The following is a 17,306-nucleotide window of genomic DNA, read 5'->3' on the forward strand; positions in this document are numbered from 1 at the left end:
GTCAAGCTCGGAAAGCAAAATGAAGCGTTCAGAGCATTGTAAATGAACAAGAAAGCCATAGACGTACTGGCGCCTTTCTCGGTTGAGCAGGCAGAGATTGTCCGCGAACAGATTCGCAAGACGAGCGTAAGCCAGCAGATTCACGACGCCCTTCGCCGCCGAATCCTGACGCTGGAGCTAGCCCCCGGTGAAAACCTCTCGCGGAACGAAATCGCGGTTTACTACGGCGTCAGCCAAACGCCCGTGCGCGATGCGCTGATGAAGCTCGAGGAAGAGGGACTCATTGATATCTTCCCGCAGTCCAAGACCGAAGTGTCACGAATAGACGTGGCTCAGGCGCGGGAGACCCAGTTCCTCCGCATGTCGCTCGAAATCGAGATTGCCAGAAGACTTGCCGCTGCGCGCGAGCCCGATCGCATTGCCGCTGCCAGCGCTATACTGGCGCGTCAGCGCACCGCACATGAGGCTGGAGATCTCACCTACTTCGCGGATCTCGACCGCACCTTTCACCGGGAGCTCTTCAAGGCCGTGGGCGTTGGAAATCTCTGGGAGCTTATCACAGATCGGTCGGGACACATCGATCGGCTTCGCAAACTGAACCTTCCCGATCCGGGTAAAGTGTCCGAGATCCTTGACTATCACGAGCGCATCCTGGGAGCGATTGCAGACGGAAAACCGGAGCTGGCGGAAAAGCTGGTACGCGAGCATCTTTCGGGGACCCTGGCGCAAGTCGAGCAGATCGTTGCGCGCCATCCGGAGTACTTCTGATCTTGGCCGACGTCTTTGTCTATTGACGAGGACGCCAGCCGCATGAAAGTCGCGGGTGAAAAGTCGGCTTCGGGCCGACAACAGTCTTGCCGATGCAAACGATTGCACACGCGATAGTTATGACGAAAGAATAAAGAACGAGTGCGTCGCAGTCATGCGGCGCAGTCAAGTCAGAGAGCGGCGTAGTCGCGCGGGGCGCTTTCATAGGTGAACTTGATCGGCACCGGCAGCGACGTGCGCCACACCTGCGCCGGCCCGCCGCCGATCAGCGACACAGCCCGGCCGTTATCGCAGACCGCGCCGTCGTAAAGCCGGTTCGCCATGTTCAGGACGGCAGTTTCGTGCATCGCCGGACTGCCCGACCCGCAGGCGTTCTTGACAAGGAGGATATGCGTTCCGCGCTCCACCCCGTCCTTCAAGGTCGCCGCGCCGCAGGCCGCGGACCAGCCGCCGCCGACGATCAGCCAATCGATGCCCCGCAGTTGCATCGCCTCGACGAAATCAGGCGAGGTGACCCGGCGCAGCTCGTGCCAGAGCCAGCCCGACATGGCTCCGGTTTCGAAGCCGATGCGTCGGGCCTGTGGTACTTTCTTCGCCAACAACGCAGCCAACGCGCCGGGATCCGACTTCGCCCGTCCCCGAAAGACCGGCTTGCCGTCCTGATCCACCACACAGACCGATCTCTCCTTCTGAGACACGTCCAATCCGACATACTGCTTCATCGGGGGGGGCTCCTCTGCCAGAACCTCCAGCTCAGTCTGCGCGCGTCTGGTCATGGGGACCAAGGGCCCTTGGACCTTGGGCGTATCCAGAGAACGCGAAAAGTCAAAAATCCCAATGACAAGTGGCTGTTGGGCGGATGAAAAGGTGGATTGAAAAACGCAAAAGCCGCCCAACTCACTGAGTTAGAACGGCTTTTTGAATTTAAGTGGTGCCCAGGAGAGGACTCGAACCTCCACGCCTTGCGGCACACGGACCTGAACCGTGCGCGTCTACCAATTCCGCCACCTGGGCAGGTGTCGTGACGGGCCATGTATAGCCGGCGCCCGGTACTGTCAACGGGGGTCCACGCGAATCCCGGCCCGCGCGCATTCGCGCCTTGTTCGATGGGCCACGGGGCGTTAATCAGGGCCCGAGAAAGCGATTGCCCGGAGGCTGCCCATGTCCAAGCTCGTCACCATCTACGGCGGTTCGGGATTCCTCGGGCGCTACATCGCACGGCGGATGGCGAAGGAGGGCTGGCGTGTCCGTGTCGCGGTCCGGCGCCCGAACGAGGCGCTTTTCGTCAAGCCCTACGGTTCCGTGGGCCAGGTCGAGCCGATCTTCTGCAATATCCGCGATGACGCCTCCGTGCGGGCGGCGATGACCGGGGCGGACGCGGTGGTGAACTGTGTCGGCACTTTCGACAAGCGCGGCCGCAACAATTTCGACGCCGTGCAGGCCGAAGGCGCGGGCCGCATTGCCCGCATCGCGGCCGAGACCGGGGTTGCCCGAATGGTTCATGTCTCCGCCATCGGCGCGGATGCGGCAAGCGACAGCGACTATGCCCGCACCAAGGCCGAGGGCGAGGCGGCAGTGGCGGCCGCATTTCCGGGCGCGATGATCCTGCGCCCCTCGGTCATGTTCGGGCCGGAAGACGGGTTCTTCAACCGTTTCGCCGGAATGTCGCGCATGGGGCCGGTTCTGCCGGTCGTGGGCGCCGGGACGAAGTTCCAGCCGGTCTATGTCGACGACGTGGCGCAGGCGGCCGTCAAGGGCGTGATGGGCGAGGCGGCCGGCACATATGAACTCGGCGGGCCCGACGCGGCGACGTTCCGCGCGTTGATGGGCGAGATGCTGAAGGTCATCAACCGCCGCCGGCTGGTCGTGAACATGCCGTTCTGGGTGGCCCGGATCATCGCCGGGCTTCTCGATTTCGGGTCGATGCTGACCGGCGGGCTGATCTCCAACACGATCCTGACCGGCGACCAGGTCAAGTCGCTGCGCCACGACAACATCGTCGCCGACGGTGCGCGCGGTCTTGCCGATCTCGGGATTGCGGCGACGCCGATGCATGCCGTGCTGCCGGACTATCTCTGGCGCTTCCGGCCGTCGGGCCAGTACGAGGCGATCAAGGCCTCTGCAAAGAACCTGCGCCGGCACGGTTGACCGACCCGGCTTGCCGCGATGCGGCATGGAGCTTAAAGCTGTGCCCGTCCCTGATCCCTTCAAGGAAGGCCGCCAGACATGAACGATGCGACGCTGAGTGCCCTGTTCCTCGGGCTCTTGGAAGGTTTGACCGAGTTCATTCCGGTCTCCTCGACAGGTCATATCCTGCTGGCCGGCCATTTCCTCGGCTTCGACAGCGCCGGCAAGACCTTCGAAGTGGTGATCCAGCTCGGTGCGGTTCTGGCGATCCTCGGGGTTTATGCCGCGAAGATCGGGCGGACCGTCGCGGGGCTGCCCAGCGACCCGCAGGCACGGCGGTTCGCGGGCTCTGTGCTCATCGCCTTCCTTCCGGCGGTGGTCGTCGGCGTTCTGGCGCATGATTTCATCAAAGACGTGCTGTTCGAAAGCCCGCGCCTCATCGCGTCCATGCTGATCATCGGCGGTATTGTGCTCCTGATCGTCGATCGTCTGCCGCTAACCCCCAGGCACCACGAGGCGGACCGTTTTCCGCTGCCGATGGCGCTCGGCATCGGCGTGATCCAGTGCCTGGCAATGATCCCCGGCGTGTCCCGGTCCGGCGCCACCATCGTCGGCGCGCTGGCCCTTGGCGCCGACAAGCGCGCGGCGGCGGAGTTTTCCTTCTTCCTGTCGATGCCGACAATGGCGGGGGCCTTCGCCTACGATCTGTACAAGAACCGCGACGTTCTTGACTGGAGCGCGCTGGGCGAGATCGCGATCGGTTTTGCCGCGGCCTTTGTCGCAGCGATTCTCGTGGTGCGCTGGCTACTCGGCTTTGTCAGCCAGCATGGATACGGGCTTTTCGGATGGTGGCGAATCATCGTCGGGTCTATCGTTCTGGCCGCCCTGAGTATGGGTTACTGACAAATAGGTATCTATTGCTGACCTAAATTTGGTCAAAAAGCCTGTCATAAATCCGAAACCAGGCAAAAATCTTGAAAATAGGTAAGCTATTCTGACTTTTATTTCCGACGAGCCGGGAGTAGCAATGCGCACCCTGATCTTCTGACGGAAAGACCACCCGATGGCACAGCAACGCATGCTTCAATTCGTGACCGTCTCGAAAGAGATGCCGGAGAAACGTGCGGCCACTGTGCGCGCGCAGGATTTCAACGAGATTTACCGCGAGTACGCCGAAGCGAAGGCGGAAGAGCAGGCGGGGCGGTGCAGCCAGTGCGGCGTGCCCTATTGCCAGAGCCATTGCCCGTTGCACAACAACATCCCCGACTGGCTGCGGATGACCGCAGAAGGCCGGGTTCAGGAAGCCTACGAGATCAGCCAGGCCACCAACACCTTCCCCGAGATCTGCGGCCGCATCTGCCCGCAGGACCGGCTGTGCGAGGGCAACTGCGTCATCGAGCAGTCCGGCCACGGCACCGTCACCATCGGCGCGATCGAGAAGTTCATCACCGACACGGCCTGGGACAACGGCTGGGTGAAGCCGATCAAGCCGGCGCGGGAGCGCACCGAAAGCGTCGGGATCATCGGCGCCGGTCCGGGCGGCCTTGCCGCCGCCGATCACCTGCGCCGTCAGGGCCTTCAGGTCACGGTCTACGACCGCTACGATCGCGCGGGCGGCCTTCTGACCTATGGCATCCCCGGCTTCAAGCTCGAGAAGGATGTCGTGATGCAGCGCATCAAGCAGCTCGAGGATGGCGGCGTACAGTTCGTCCTGAACTGCAACGTGGGCGAGGACATCACCTTCGACGCGATCCGGGGCAAGCACGACGCCGTCATCATCGCCACCGGCGTCTACAAGAGCCGTGATCTTGGCGGGCCCAACGCCACGGCCACGGGCATCGTGCGCGCCATCGACTACCTCACCGCCTCGAACCGCAAGTCTTTCGGCGACGACGTGCCGGAATACGACTCGGGCGAGCTGAATGCCGAGGGCAAGCGCGTCGTGGTGATCGGCGGCGGCGATACGGCGATGGACTGCGTCCGCACAGCGATCCGCCAGGGCGCGCAGTCGGTGAAGTGCCTGTACCGCCGCGACCGGGCAAATATGCCCGGCTCGCAACGCGAGGTCGCGAATGCCGAGGAAGAGGGCGTCGATTTCGTCTGGCTGACCGCGCCGAAAGGCTTCACCGCCGGAGATGCCGTCGAGGGCGTCCTGGTGCAACAGATGCGGCTTGGCGCGCCCGACGCGACCGGCCGGCAAAGCTCCGAGATCATCGAGGGCGCGGATTACGTCGAGGATGCGGACCTGGTAATCAAGGCGCTTGGGTTCGAGCCGGAGGAGCTGCCGAAGCTCTGGGGCGTCGACGGGCTGGACGTGACCCGCTGGGGCACCGTGAAGGCCGATTTCCGCAGCCATGCGACCAGCCTGCCGGGCGTCTTCGCCGTCGGCGACATCGTGCGCGGCGCGAGCCTTGTGGTCTGGGCGATCCGCGACGGGCGCGAGGCGGCAGACAGCATTCTCGACTACCTCGCCGAGGCGCAGTCGGTCGCGGCGGAATAGGGCCGGAATACAAGCGGAACGGCGTCGGTATGCCGTCCCGCACGCGTAGTACATCCGTAGCTACAGGCACCCTACGGGCAAGGCTGCCAGCACGGAGAAAGGGTCAGGGACGCTGACCTGGAGTATGAAGGAAGTCTGAACGTGTCATCGCAGCTTGGCCTCTTCAGCCTCTCGGCCGCCGCGCTTCTGGCGGCCCCTGCGCTTGCCGGCGGGAAATTCGCGCCGCCCGCCGGCTGCGCGGCCTTTGCCACCGTCCAGCTACGCAATTGCCAGGTATCGCAGCATTACCGCTGCGAACATGACGCGCCGGGCGACCAGTGGGCGGTCTACATGGATGGCGACGGTCCGTTCTACATGAGCCGGATCGACGCGGAAACAAGGTGGCTCGACAGCTTCGACCTCGTCACCGGAGAGCGCGACGCGCTTTTGTCGGAAACCGATCCGGCCTCCTTCACGACGTTGATTACCACGGGGCGCGACGACTACGACTTCACCACCGAAAGCAACACCGGCGAGGTCCGCCGCTACACCGGCTTCGACCAGTTGACCGGCGAAAAGACGGTGATCGACGGTGTCGTGCTGGAGCGCACGAAGTTCGATCTGACCGCCTGGACCGCGGAGGGCGAGATGATCTGGCGCCGGGTCGGGCGGCAGTTCATCCACCGCGACTGGCGGCTGTTCTGGGCCGATACCGAGGATTTCGAGAACGGGTTCGGCGACCGGGACACCGTGGTCGACACGCCGGTCGCCTTCGCGCAGCCGGGCGACAAGGGATTCCTGTCGTCCGAGCCGCTTTACGACTGCGACATGATGATGACCGATACGCCGCCACATGGCGAAAGGCCACGGTCATGACCGGGGCGAAGGCACTGAGCGGACAATGTCTTTGCGGCGCCGTCACGGTGACGATGGAGGCCAGGCAGCCTGAACTGCACGCCTGCCATTGTGACATGTGCCGGCGCTGGACCGGCTCGGCCTTCCTGGAGATCGACGCGGCACCCGGCACGATCAAGGCCATGGGGCCGGTCAAGGTGTTCACGTCGTCGGACTGGGCCGAGCGGGCGCATTGCGACACCTGCGGGACGCCCCTCTGGTATCACCTGACGGTTCCCGGCACGGACCATTACAGCGTGTCGGCGGGCCTCTTTGACAATCTCGGCGGCTTCGCGCTGACCAAGGAAATCTACGTGGATCAGAAGCCCAAGGGCTTCGCCTATGCGGGCGATCACCTCAGGCAAACGAAAGCGGAATTCATGGCGACCATCGCCCCCCAGATCGCGGGAGAGGAAAAATGAGCGGATTTGACTCTGACTGGCTCGCCTCGGAAGAGGCACGGCGCGCCTGGATGGCGGAAAACAGTCTCTATCGTGCCGAGGACGAACATTCGTCGTGCGGCGTCGGTCTGGTCGTGTCGATCAACGGCAAGGCCAGCCGCAAGGTGGTGGAGCACGGGATCGACGCCCTGAAGGCGGTCTGGCATAGGGGCGCGGTCGATGCCGACGGCAAGACCGGCGACGGGGCGGGCATCCATGTGCAGATCCCGGTGCCGTTCTTTTACGACCAGATCCGCCGCACCGGGCACGAGCCCGACATGAAGGCGCTGATCGCCGTCGGTCAGGTCTTCCTGCCGCGCACCGACTTCGGCGCGCAGGAGACGTGCCGCACGATCGTGGAGACCGAAGTCCTGCGCATGGGCTATTACATCTACGGTTGGCGCCACGTTCCGGTGAACACCGAGGTGCTGGGCGAGAAGGCCAACGCGACGCGGCCCGAGATCGAGCAGATCCTGATCAAGAACTCCAAGGGCGTCGACGAAGAGACGTTCGAGCGTGAGCTTTATGTTATCCGGCGGCGGATCGAGAAGGCGGCGGCGGCGGCCGGGATCGCGGGAATGTATCTTTGCACGCTCTCGTGCCGGTCGATCATCTACAAGGGGATGATGCTGGCCGAGCAGGTGGCGGAGTTCTATCCCGACCTGAAGGACGAACGCTTCGAAAGCGCGTTCGCGATCTATCACCAGCGCTATTCGACCAACACCTTCCCGCAATGGTGGCTGGCCCAGCCCTTCCGCACCCTCGCCCATAACGGCGAGATCAACACGCTGAAGGGCAACCTCAACTGGATGAAGAGCCACGAGATCCGCATGGCCTCGGCCACGTTCGGAGAGCAGGCGGGCGACATCAAGCCGATCGTGGCGCAGGGGTCGTCGGACTCCGCCGCGCTCGACGCGGTGTTCGAGGTGCTGGTGCGGGCCGGGCGGTCGGCGCCGATGGCCAAGACCATGCTGGTGCCCGAGGCCTGGTCCAAGTCGGCGGTGGAGATGCCGCAGGCCTGGCAGGACATGTACGCCTATTGCAACGCGGTGATGGAGCCCTGGGACGGGCCCGCCGCGCTCGCCATGACCGACGGGCGCTGGGTGTGCGGCGGGCTCGACCGCAACGGCCTGCGTCCCTTGCGCTATGTCGTGACCGGCGATGGCCTGCTGATCGCGGGATCGGAAGCCGGGATGGTGCCGGTCGACGAGGCCGTGGTGCGAGAGAAGGGCGCGCTGGGGCCGGGGCAGATGATCGCGGTCGATATGGCGGAGGGCAAGCTCTACCACGATGCCGAGATGAAGAACCGGCTCGCGGGCGCGCAGCCCTATGCCGACTGGCTGGCCAAGGTCGTCGACCTCAACGCGATCATGCGCGACGTGCCGGAAAAGGCGCTGTTCGAGGGCGGAGAACTTCGCAAGCGGCAGATCGCGGCGGGCTATACGCTGGAAGAGCTGGAACAGGTGCTCGCGCCGATGGCCGAGGACGGCAAGGAAATGATCGCGTCGATGGGCGACGACACGCCGGCCGCGGTGCTGTCGAAGCAGTATCGGCCGCTCAGCCACTTCTTCCGGCAGAACTTCAGCCAGGTCACGAACCCGCCGATCGACAGCTTGCGCGAAAGCCGGGTGATGAGCCTCAAGACCCGGTTCGGCAACCTCAAGAACGTGCTCGACGAGAACAGCTCCCAGACCGAGATCCTGGTCCTGGAAAGCCCGTTCATCGCCAATGCCGAGTTCGACGAGATGGTGCGGCAGTTCGGCAGCTCGGTCGCGATGATCGACTGCACCTTCGCGGGCGGCGAAGGCGAGGCGCTGCGGCTGGGGCTGGAGCGGATCCGGGCCGAGGCCGAGGATGCGGTGCGCTCCGGCGCCGGGCATATCGTCCTGACCGACCAGCACCAGTCGGCGGACAAGGTGCCGATGCCGATGATCCTCGCCACCTCGGCGGTGCATTCGTGGCTGACGCGCAAGGGGCTTCGGACCTTCTGTTCGCTGAACGTGCGGTCGGCCGAATGCATCGACCCGCATTACTTCGCGGTCCTGATTGGCTGCGGGGCGACCACGGTCAACGCCTACCTCGGGCAGGACAGCATCGCCGACCGCATCCGTCGCGGTCTGATCGAAGGCTCGCTCGTCGATGCAATGCGGCGGTACCGCGATGCCATCGACGCGGGGTTGCTGAAGATCATGTCGAAGATGGGGATCTCGGTCATTTCCTCTTATCGCGGGGGTCTGAACTTCGAGGCCGTGGGGCTTTCCCGCGCGATGGTCGCCGAGTATTTCCCCGGCATGCATTCCCGTATCTCCGGGATCGGGGTTTCCGGCATCCAGCACAAGCTGGAGGAGATCCACGCGAAGGGCTGGAAGGGCGGCACCGACGTCCTGCCGATCGGCGGCTTTTACAAGGCGCGGCGCTCTGGCGAGAAGCACGCCTGGGAAGCGCAGACGATGCACATGCTGCAATCGGCCTGCGACCGGGCGTCCTATGACCTGTGGAAGCAGTATTCGGCCGCGATGCGGGCGAATCCGCCGATCCACATCCGCGACCTTCTCGACATCAAGCCCTTGGGCAAGCCGGTGCCCATCGAGGAGGTGGAAAGCATCACCTCGATCCGCAAGCGGTTCGTGACGCCGGGCATGTCGCTCGGGGCACTCAGCCCCGAGGCGCACAAGACGCTGAACGTCGCGATGAACCGCATCGGCGCGAAGTCCGACTCGGGCGAGGGCGGCGAGGATCCGGCGCATTTCCTGCCGGAACCCAATGGCGACAACCCGTCGGCCAAGATCAAGCAGGTGGCGTCGGGCCGGTTCGGCGTGACGGCGGAATACCTGAACGCCTGCGAGGAGCTGGAAATCAAGGTCGCCCAGGGCGCCAAGCCCGGCGAGGGCGGCCAGCTGCCGGGGATGAAGGTCACGGCGCTGATCGCGCGGCTGCGCCATTCGACGCCGGGTGTGACGCTGATCAGCCCGCCGCCGCACCACGATATCTACAGTATCGAGGATCTGGCGCAGCTGATCTACGACCTCAAGCAGATCAACCCGCGCGCCAAGGTGACGGTCAAGCTGGTGTCGTCCTCGGGCGTCGGCACGATTGCGGCCGGTGTGGCGAAGGCCAAGGCCGACGTGATCCTGATTTCGGGTCACAACGGCGGCACGGGCGCGTCGCCTGCGACCAGCATCAAGTATGCCGGCCTGCCTTGGGAGATGGGCCTGACCGAGGCGCATCAGGTTCTGGCGATGAACAAGCTCCGCGAGCGGATCACGCTCAGGACCGACGGGGGTCTACGCACCGGGCGCGACATCGTCATCGCGGCGATGATGGGGGCCGAGGAATACGGCATCGGCACCGCCGCTCTGATCGCGATGGGCTGCATCATGGTGCGCCAGTGCCAGTCGAACACCTGCCCGGTGGGCGTCTGCACGCAGGACGAGGATCTTCGCAAGAAGTTCACCGGGTCGGCGGACAAGGTGGTGAACCTCATCACCTTCTACGCCCAGGAGGTGCGCGAGATCCTCAGCCAGATCGGGGCGCGGAGCCTTGACGAGGTGATCGGGCGCGCGGACCTTTTGAGCCAGGTCAGCAGGGGTTCGGCGCATCTCGACGACCTCGACCTCAACCCGCTTCTCATCACCGTCGATGGCGCCGACAAGATCGTCTACGACCGGTCGAAGCCGCGCAACGCGGTGCCGGATACGCTCGACGCGGAGATCATTCGCGACGGCGCGCGGTTCTTCGAGGACGGCGAGAAGATGCAGCTTTCCTATGCGGTGCGGAACACCCACCGCACCATCGGGACGCGGGCCTCTTCGCTGATCGTGAAGAATTTCGGCATGCGCAACGCGCTTCAGCCGGATCACCTGACCGTCAAGCTGACCGGCTCCTGCGGCCAGTCGCTCGGCGCGTTCGCGGCGCCGGGGCTGAAGCTCGAAGTGTCGGGCGATGCCAACGACTACGTGGGCAAGGGGCTGTCGGGGGGCACGATCGTCGTGCGGCCGCCCATGGTCTCGCCGCTGACCGCGTCGGAGAACACGATCATCGGCAACACCGTGCTTTACGGCGCGACCGACGGCTACCTCTTCGCCGCCGGCCGCGCGGGCGAGCGCTTCGCGGTGCGGAACTCGGGCGCCAAGGTGGTGATCGAGGGCTGCGGCTCCAACGGGTGTGAGTACATGACCGGCGGCGTCGCGGTCATCCTCGGCCGGATCGGGGCGAACTTCGGGGCCGGCATGACCGGGGGCATGGCCTATGTCTACGATCCCGACGGGACCGCCGAGGAGCTGATGAACCTCGAAACGCTCGTCACCTGCGCGGTGAACCACCCGCATTGGGAGGCGGAGCTGAAAGCGCTGGTCGAGCGGCACGCGAACGAGACCGGCAGCCTCAAGGCGAAAGGCATCCTGCAGCACTGGACGGCGGAGCGGGCGAATTTCCTGCAGATCTGCCCGAAGGAAATGCTGGTCCGCCTGCCGCATCCGCTGAGCGCGGATTCGGAGGCCGTTCCGGCGGAATAGAGCCGGACTCGGGCGAACGACAGACAAAGGGCCGGACGCCAGTTCGGCCCTTTGTCTTTGATACAGCCATACCCTGCGACAGCGGGCTTTTTGCCACGGTCGGTAGGGCACTTATCAGAACACGACTTTGCCTGTTTCTTGGTGCAAACCATCTGATAACGTACCGCGCAAACAAAGCACGAGGCAGGCATGGCGACTTATGAGCTAACCGCCCAAAAAGTGAACGGCGATCCGTTCCTTTCCGGCGGCAACATCGTCATCGTGAACAACTCGTTCACGTCGCTGGTCTTTCTGGAAGTCGACAACACGATCGATGACCCGCTTGCCGGTGAGTTTGTTTCGCTCGATGGCGGCCTGACCTGGCTGAGCTATGACTACCTGGGCAGCGGAGCGGTGCGCGGTGATCCGACCCAATCGGGCGCCTTCCTCCGCATCGACATGGGAAACGGCACGTTTCAGACCGTCGCGATCGACCTCAATGCGGACGGGGACGGCGTTCCCGACCTCAGCAACGGCAATACCCAGCTGACCGTTGCGGGACTGAATACCACCGCCCCGCAGCCATGGCCGGTGCCGCCCTGCTTCGTGGCGGGAACCCTGATCGCGGTCCCGGGCGGCGAGCGGCCCGCCGAGGAGATCGCGCCGGGCGATCTGGTGGAAACGCTGGATCACGGACCGCAGGTGGTGCGCTGGGCCGGGCGGCGGCGGGTCAGCGGTTTCGGACGCGTCGCGCCGATCCGCATCGCGGCGGGCGTGCTGGGCAACGACCGAACCCTTCTCGTTTCGCCGCAGCATCGGATGCTGGTCCGCGGCGGGCAGGCGGAGCTTCTGTTCGGAGAGCCGGAAGTGCTGGTCGCGGCGAAGCATCTGGTCGGGGTGCCGGGCATCGCGGAAGTGCCGGTCGCCCAGGTCGAATACGTCCATCTGATGTTTGACCGGCACGAGATCGTCTTTGCCGAGGGTGCTCCGAGCGAGAGTTTCCATCCGGGCAGCGCTCTCATGGAGCGTGACCGGGCCCTTCTGGACGAGATCCTGTCGATCTTCCCCGAATTCGCCGCTCTGGTGGAGGCGCGCGTTCCTGCGGCGCGGCGCATCCTGTCGGAGTGGGAAGCGCGGGCGCTCGCGGCCTGACGGGCGCCGGCGCGCAAGGCCTTGACCGCGGCCCGCGCCGCATGATTGATCTCGCGCGATGGCAAAGAGCAGAAAACCGGCAACGAGATCGAAGCGGAAACCCGCGGCGAAGCGCGACGGCTTCACGCTGCGCGATATCCTGCGCTGGAGCGGCCGCGGTCTGGCCGCTCTTGCCGGGGTCTGGTTTTTCTTCGTGCTTCTGTTCACCGTCGTGAATCCGGTCTTCACGCCCTACATGATCGCCGAAAGCTGGCGGCATGGCGGGATCAGCCGGGACTGGGTGGCGATCGAGGACGTGACGCCCGGGATGGCGCGGGCCGTGGTCGCGGCGGAGGATGCCAATTTCTGCCTGCACTGGGGCTTCGATATCCGCGCGATCCGCGCCGCGCTCGACGAAGGCGCCGGGCGCGGCGCCTCGACCCTCACCCAGCAGGTGGTGAAGAACGTCTTTCTCTGGCAGGGGCGGAGTTGGCCCCGGAAGGCGCTGGAGGCGCTGATGACGCCGGTCGTGGAACTCATCTGGTCGAAGCGGCGGATCGTCGAGGTCTATCTGAACGTGGCCGAAACCGGAAAAGGCGTCTTCGGCGTCGAGGCGGCGGCGCAGGCCTATTTCGAGAAGCCGGCCAGCGCGCTCTCGGCCACGCAGGCCGCGCTGATCGCGGCCGCGCTGCCCGATCCCAAGGGCCGCAACCCGGCGCGTCCGTCGGGCTTTCTGCGCCAGAAGGCCGCGCAGATCACCGACGGGGCGGCGACGATCCGCGCCGACGGGCGCGCCGCCTGTTTCGAGGATTGATCCCCATGGGCGGCGCCGGTATCACGGGTTCGCAGCCGCGACACGAGCCCGCATCCATGACCCGCCTCTATCACGTTCCGCTTTCGCCCTTCTGCCGCAAGGTTCGCCTGACGCTGGCCGAGAAGAAGATCGAGGTGGAACTGGTCGAGGAGCGGTACTGGGAACAGGGCCCGGAGTTCCTGCGCCGCAATCCGGCCGGGAAGATCCCGGTGATCCGCCTCAACGGCAAGGTCATGACCGAGAGCCAGGCGATCTGCGAATACCTTGACGAGACGGTGCCCGAGCCGAAGCTGATGCCGCGCGATGCCGAGGGCCGCTACGAGGTGCGCCGGCTCTGCGCCTGGTTCGACGACAAGTTCCACGACGAGGTGACCTCCAAGCTTCTCTACGAGCGGGTCAACAAGAAGATCACCGGCCAGGGATACCCGGACTCGAAGAACGTCAAGTTCGGGGCGAACCGAATCAAGTATCACCTCGACTATCTCAGCTGGCTGCTCGATCAGCGCCGCTGGATCGCGGGGAACGAGATGACGCTGGCCGATTTCGCGGCGGCGGCGCATCTGTCCTGCCTCGACTATATCTCGGACGTGGACTGGAACCGCAGCCAGAACGTCAAGGACTGGTACCAGAAGATCAAGTCGCGGCCGTCGTTCCGGTCGCTTCTGGCCGATCAGGTGCCCGGATTCCCGCCGCCGGCGCATTATGCCGATCTGGATTTCTGAACCGGGCCGGAGAACCGGGGGTTTCACACCCCCGGACCCCCGTGGAGTATTTCCGAACAGAAGAAGGCGGGGGGCATGAGCATGCCCGGCTTCAGGGAGCGTCTCGTGGAGAGGGCGCTGGCGGAGGGGTTTTCGGCGGTGGGCTTTTGCGCGCCGACGGCGATCCCCGAGGCGGCGGGACGGCTCGCGGCCTTCGTCGCGGCGGGGCGGCACGGACAGATGGGCTGGATGGCGGAGCGGATGGGCTGGCGCGGCGATCCGGCGGCGCTCTGGCCCGAGGCACGGACGGTGATCGTGCTGGCGGAGGTCTATACGCCGGAAACCGATCCGCTGGAGGTCCTGGCGCAGCGCGACCGGGGGGCGGTCAGCGTCTATGCCCAGGGAAAGGACTACCACGATCTGGTGAAGCGGCGGCTGAAGCGGGTCGGGCGGTGGCTGATCGAGGAGGCAAAAAAAGGCTCTGTTCCGGCGGAAATCAAGGTTTTCGTCGATACCGCACCGGTGATGGAAAAGCCCTTGGGCGAGGCGGCGGGTCTCGGCTGGCAGGGCAAGCATACCAACCTCGTCAGCCGCGACCTCGGGAGCTGGTTCTTCCTTGGCGCGATCTTCACGACGCTCGACCTGCCGAAGGACGCGGCCGAGACGGATCATTGCGGGTCGTGCCGGGCCTGTCTGGACATCTGCCCGACGAAGGCGTTCCCGGCACCCTATCAGCTCGACGCGCGGCGCTGTATTTCCTACCTCACCATCGAGCACAAGGGGCCCGTCGAGGAGGAGTTGCGGGCGCTGATGGGCAACCGGATCTACGGCTGTGACGATTGCCTCGCGGTCTGCCCGTGGAACAAGTTCGCGGTGGCCGCACACGAGGCGGGCTATGCCGCGCGGGTGGGCGCGCCACCCTTGGCGGAGCTTGCGACGCTTGACGATGCGGGGTTCCGGGAGCGGTTTTCGGGAAGTCCGATCAAACGGATCGGGCGGGACCGCTTCGTGCGCAACGTTCTTTACGCGATCGGAAATTCCGGCGACAGGGCGCTCCGGGACGTGGTTGCCGGGCTGGAAGGCGATCCCGATCCGGCCGTCGTGGATGCGGCGCGATGGGCGCTTCTTCGGCTGGCGGAGAGCGGCGGCGGCTGAGCCGATCAGCCCAAAGGGGTGGCATTCGTGGCGATTCGCCCCCATCTTTGAACCATCCCCGCGTCTGGATGCGGCTCATACAGAAGGAGGAGAAAACCATGGCCAAGGGCAAGACCGGCTCTGACAGCGCTGCCGATAACAGCCGTCTGAAGCATTTCGTGGAGGTCGAGAAGACCCATGGCGCAGAGGGCACTAATCCCGCCGCGAAGAAGGTGCACGAGCGTCCCGCGGAGCGCGACGAAGGCGCGCGGCTGCGCGAATACACCCGGATCGAGCGCGGCCGCACTGCCTGAGGCGGTGCCTGTCCGCTCAGGCCCGTTTTTCCCCAATCCGCGTTACGCCGAGCGTGTCGAGCACCTTGGCCTCGATGTCAGCGGCGTTCATGCCGGCGGTGGCATACATATCCTCGGGTGAGGACTGGTCGATGAAGGTATCGGGCAGGACCATCGAGCGGAACTTGAAGCCGCGGTCGAAGATTCCTTCCTCGGCCAGAAGCTGGGCGACGTGGGAGCCGAAGCCGCCGATGGCGCCCTCCTCGATGGTGATCAGGGCTTCGTGATCCGACACGAGCCGCAGGATCAGGTCGCGGTCGAGCGGCTTGGCGAAGCGCGCGTCGGCGACGGTCGGGGCAAGGCCGCGCTGGTTTAGGCTTTCACGGGCTTTCAGGACTTCCGCAAGACGGGTGCCGAACGAGAGGATCGCGACGCGGCCGCCTTCGGCGATGATGCGTCCCTTGCCGATCTCCAGCGGCTGGCCGCGCTCGGGCATCTCGACGCCGACACCGTCGCCGCGGGGGTAGCGGAAGGCCGAGGGGCGGTCGTCGATCGCCGCGGCAGTGGCGACCATGTGGACAAGCTCGGCCTCGTCGGCCGCCGCCATGACCACCATGTCGGGCAGGTTGGCGAGGAAGGCGATGTCGAAGGAACCGGCATGGGTGGCGCCATCGGCGCCGACGAGGCCTGCGCGGTCGATGGCGAAGCGGACGGGCAGGCGCTGGATCGCGACGTCGTGGACGACCTGGTCGTAGCCGCGCTGCAGGAAGGTCGAATAGAGCGCGCAGAACGGTTTCATCCCCCCGGCGGCGAGCCCGGCGGAGAAGGTCACGGCATGCTGCTCGGCGATGCCCACGTCGAAGCAGCGGCGCGGGAAGCGTTCGGCGAAGAGGTTGAGGCCGGTCCCGTCCGGCATCGCGGCGGTGACGGCGACGATCTTGTCGTCCGCCTCCGCCTCCCGGATCAGGCTTTGCGCGAAGACCTTGGTGTAGGAGGGGGCGTTCGATGGCGCCTTCTTCTGCTCGCCGGTGACGACATCGAACTTGGCCGTGGCGTGGCCCTTGTCCGCCGCCCGCTCGGCCGGGGCATAGCCCTTGCCCTTCTTGGTGAGGACGTGGATCAGCATCGGTCCGGTCGCACGGTCATGCGCGGTGCGCAGCACGGGCAGAAGCTGGTCGAGGTCGTGGCCGTCGATGGGGCCGACATAGGTGAAGCCGAGCTCTTCGAAGAGGGTGCCGCCGATGGTCATGCCTTTCAGCAGTTCCTTCGCCCGCCGCGCGCCTTCCTGGAAGGGCTCGGGCAGGAGGCTGACCGCGCCCTTGGCGGCGGCCTTGAATTCCTGGAACGGCGCGCCGGCATAGAGCCGCGAGAGATAGGCCGACATCGCGCCGACCGGGGGCGCGATCGACATCTCGTTGTCGTTGAGGATGACGAAGAGCCGCTTTTTCAGGTGCCCTGCGTTGTTGAGCGCCTCGTAAGCCATGCCGGCGCTCATCGACCCGTCGCCGATCACCGCGATGGCGTCGCCGGGTTCTCCGCCGAGATCGCGGGCGGCGGCGAAGCCGAGTGCCGCCGAGATCGAGGTGGAGCTGTGGGCGGCGCCGAAGGGGTCGTAGGGGCTTTCGGAGCGCTTTGTGAAGCCCGATAGGCCCCCCTTCATCCGCAGGGTGCGGATGCGGTCGCGCCGGCCGGTCAGGATCTTGTGCGGATAGCACTGGTGGCCGACGTCCCAGATGATCTTGTCGCGCGGCGCGTCGAAGACGGCATGAAGCGCGACGGTCAGTTCGACCACGCCGAGCCCGGCGCCCAGGTGACCGCCCGTCACCGATACCGCGCTGATCGTTTCGGCGCGCAGCTCGTCGGCAAGCTGACGCAGGTCACGGTCGCTCATCGCCTTCATGTCGGCGGGAGTCGTCACGCGGTCGAGCGTCGGCGTGTTCGGTCGGTCGGTCAAGCTTATCTTCCCGGTTTGAACCTGCGCCGGTTTAGTCGGAAACGCTGCCGGGAACAATGACCTTGGCCGGGCGGGGCC

Annotated in this window: 14 protein-coding genes and 1 tRNA gene; 12 read left to right on the forward strand and 3 right to left on the reverse strand. The window is 65.4% G+C overall.

What is annotated here, in order from left to right:
* Positions 1-42: 42 nt before the first annotated feature.
* On the forward strand, positions 43-768 hold the full coding sequence (locus V5734_RS01795; RefSeq protein ID WP_347311822.1) for a GntR family transcriptional regulator: 726 nt from the start codon (positions 43-45) through the stop codon (positions 766-768).
* A 170-nt stretch (positions 769-938) separates the two neighbouring features.
* On the opposite strand, the gene V5734_RS01800 is transcribed toward V5734_RS01795, so the two are convergent.
* Together V5734_RS01800 and V5734_RS01805 are read right to left on the reverse strand one after the other, a co-directional pair.
* Positions 939-1,544, reverse strand: coding sequence for an isochorismatase family protein (locus V5734_RS01800; RefSeq protein ID WP_347311823.1), 606 nt, complete (start codon positions 1,542-1,544; stop codon positions 939-941).
* 153 nt (positions 1,545-1,697) lie between these two features.
* Positions 1,698-1,782: transfer RNA gene (locus V5734_RS01805), tRNA-Leu, on the reverse strand.
* A 147-nt stretch (positions 1,783-1,929) separates the two neighbouring features.
* Between V5734_RS01805 and V5734_RS01810 the strand changes: the two genes are divergently transcribed.
* The 11 genes from V5734_RS01810 (at position 1,930) to V5734_RS01860 (ending at position 15,295) form a co-directional block, all read left to right on the forward strand.
* Positions 1,930-2,916, forward strand: coding sequence for a complex I NDUFA9 subunit family protein (locus tag V5734_RS01810; RefSeq protein ID WP_347311824.1), 987 nt, complete (start codon positions 1,930-1,932; stop codon positions 2,914-2,916).
* A 78-nt stretch (positions 2,917-2,994) separates the two neighbouring features.
* Positions 2,995-3,798 carry an undecaprenyl-diphosphate phosphatase gene (locus V5734_RS01815; protein ID WP_347311825.1) on the forward strand — a complete coding sequence of 268 codons (804 nt, stop codon included), beginning with the start codon at positions 2,995-2,997 and terminating at the stop codon, positions 3,796-3,798.
* Positions 3,799-3,958: 160 nt separating this feature from the next.
* Entirely contained in the window at positions 3,959-5,395 is a 1,437-nt protein-coding gene (locus V5734_RS01820) for an NAD(P)-dependent oxidoreductase (protein WP_347311826.1), read from the forward strand.
* Positions 5,396-5,536: 141 nt separating this feature from the next.
* Positions 5,537-6,250: a hypothetical protein gene (locus V5734_RS01825; RefSeq protein ID WP_347311827.1), complete on the forward strand. Its 714-nt coding sequence runs from the start codon at positions 5,537-5,539 to the stop codon at positions 6,248-6,250.
* Positions 6,247-6,690 (forward strand): GFA family protein, encoded by a 444-nt coding sequence (locus tag V5734_RS01830; protein ID WP_347311828.1) that lies wholly within the window; start codon positions 6,247-6,249, stop codon positions 6,688-6,690. The genes V5734_RS01825 and V5734_RS01830 overlap by 4 nt, the downstream gene beginning before the upstream one ends.
* Complete coding sequence (gene gltB, locus V5734_RS01835) at positions 6,687-11,222, forward strand: glutamate synthase large subunit (protein WP_347311829.1); 4,536 nt, start codon at positions 6,687-6,689, stop codon at positions 11,220-11,222. The genes V5734_RS01830 and gltB overlap by 4 nt, the downstream gene beginning before the upstream one ends.
* A gap of 189 nt (positions 11,223-11,411) precedes the next feature.
* Complete coding sequence (locus V5734_RS01840; protein ID WP_347311830.1) at positions 11,412-12,353, forward strand: Hint domain-containing protein; 942 nt, start codon at positions 11,412-11,414, stop codon at positions 12,351-12,353.
* Positions 12,354-12,411: 58 nt separating this feature from the next.
* Complete coding sequence (gene mtgA / locus V5734_RS01845) at positions 12,412-13,146, forward strand: monofunctional biosynthetic peptidoglycan transglycosylase (RefSeq protein ID WP_347311831.1); 735 nt, start codon at positions 12,412-12,414, stop codon at positions 13,144-13,146.
* A 56-nt stretch (positions 13,147-13,202) separates the two neighbouring features.
* Positions 13,203-13,868, forward strand: coding sequence for an FtsZ-binding protein FzlA (gene fzlA / locus V5734_RS01850; RefSeq protein WP_347311832.1), 666 nt, complete (start codon positions 13,203-13,205; stop codon positions 13,866-13,868).
* An 81-nt stretch (positions 13,869-13,949) separates the two neighbouring features.
* On the forward strand, positions 13,950-15,002 hold the full coding sequence (gene queG, locus V5734_RS01855) for a tRNA epoxyqueuosine(34) reductase QueG (protein ID WP_432759697.1): 1,053 nt from the start codon (positions 13,950-13,952) through the stop codon (positions 15,000-15,002).
* Positions 15,003-15,100: 98 nt separating this feature from the next.
* On the forward strand, positions 15,101-15,295 hold the full coding sequence (locus V5734_RS01860; RefSeq protein WP_347311834.1) for a hypothetical protein: 195 nt from the start codon (positions 15,101-15,103) through the stop codon (positions 15,293-15,295).
* Positions 15,296-15,311: 16 nt separating this feature from the next.
* Here V5734_RS01860 and dxs read toward each other — a convergent pair whose 3' ends face one another.
* Positions 15,312-17,228 (reverse strand): 1-deoxy-D-xylulose-5-phosphate synthase, encoded by a 1,917-nt coding sequence (gene dxs / locus V5734_RS01865; RefSeq protein ID WP_347311835.1) that lies wholly within the window; start codon positions 17,226-17,228, stop codon positions 15,312-15,314.
* Positions 17,229-17,306: the final 78 nt, after the last annotated feature.

The sequence above is a fragment of the Defluviimonas sp. SAOS-178_SWC genome, from assembly GCF_039830135.1.
In the GTDB taxonomy this organism is placed as follows: domain Bacteria; phylum Pseudomonadota; class Alphaproteobacteria; order Rhodobacterales; family Rhodobacteraceae; genus Albidovulum.